The organism is Kitasatospora sp. NPDC001225 (assembly GCF_053597855.1).
Map to the genome: position 1 here is coordinate 1 of NZ_JBSFJC010000463.1, position 1309 is coordinate 1309.

Annotated in this window: 1 protein-coding gene; it reads left to right on the forward strand. The window is 69.3% G+C overall.

What is annotated here, in order from left to right; genetic code table 11:
• The coding region (locus tag ACWDCZ_RS41475) for a helix-hairpin-helix domain-containing protein (protein ID WP_449818744.1) at nucleotides 1-1180 on the forward strand (1180 nt) is incomplete at its 5' end.
• Nucleotides 1181-1309 lie beyond the last annotated feature (129 nt).

Below are 1309 nucleotides of genomic sequence, written 5' to 3' on the forward strand. Positions count from 1 at the left end.
GACCGCCTACCTCAAGGCCAACTACCCCGCCGAGTACATGGCCGCCCTGCTCACCTCCGTCGCCGACGACAAGGACAAGATGGCGATCTACCTGGCCGAGTGCCGGCAGATGGGCATCAAGATCCTCTCCCCCGACGTCAACGAGTCGGTGGTCGACTTCACCGCCGTCGGCAGCGACGTCCGGTTCGGCCTCAAGGCGGTGCGCAACGTCGGCGTGCCCGTCATCGAGTCCCTGGTCGGCACCCGCGAGGAGAAGGGCAAGTACACCTCCTTCGCCGACTTCCTGGACAAGGTCGAACTGGTGGTGTGCAACAAGCGCACCGTCGACTCCCTGGTCAAGGCGGGCGCCTTCGACTCGCTCGGCCACACCCGGCTCTCGCTCAGCAGCGTGCACGAGAACGCGATCGACGCCGTCACCGGGCTGAAGAAGCAGCAGGCCATCGGACAGGACGACCTGTTCGGCGCCCTCGACGCCGGCGAGGGCGGCGGGCCCGGCATCGGACTCGACTTCCAGCTCACCGAGAACGAGTGGCCGCGACGCCAACTCCTCGCCCTGGAACGCGAGATGCTCGGCCTCTACGTCTCCAGCCACCCGCTGGACGGCGCCGAGCACATCCTCTCCCAGAACCGCGACAGCTCGATCGCCCAGCTCCTCGACTCCGGCCGGTCCGAGGGCGAGGTCCGGCTCTCCGGGCTGATCACCGGCGTCGACCGGCGGATCAACAAGGCCGGCAACGCGTGGGCGATCATCACCCTCGCCGACCGCGACGGCTCGGTCGAGGTGCTGTTCTTCCCGGCGACCTACAACCTCATGGCCGAGCAGATGATCGAGGACAACGTGATCTCGATCCGCGGCCGGCTCAACGAGCGCGACGGGTCACTGAGCGTCTTCGGCCAGGAGATCACCACCCTCGACGTCTCCTCCGCCGAACTCGGCACCAAGCCGCCCGTCCAGATCACCGTCCCGGCCGCCCGGATCAACCCCCAGGTGGTCGCCGAGCTCAAGCTCGCCCTCCAGAACCACCCCGGCGACGTCCCGGTCCGGCTGCGCACCACCAACTGGGACAAGGACACCCTCTACGAGCTCGGGTTCCGGGTGAACCCGGACAACGGGCTCGCCTCGGACGTCAAGACCCTCCTCGGCAACCGCTCCTGGGCGGGGGCGGTCGTCCGCTCCTGACCGGCGCCGGCCGGCCCGGTCCGCTCCGTTCCTCGGAGCAGGCCGACGCGCTGGAGCGGGACGCGCAGGAGAAGCACCGCGTCGCGATGGGCTCGCTGGAGTCGGCGCGGGCCACGCTGGAGCGCAAGG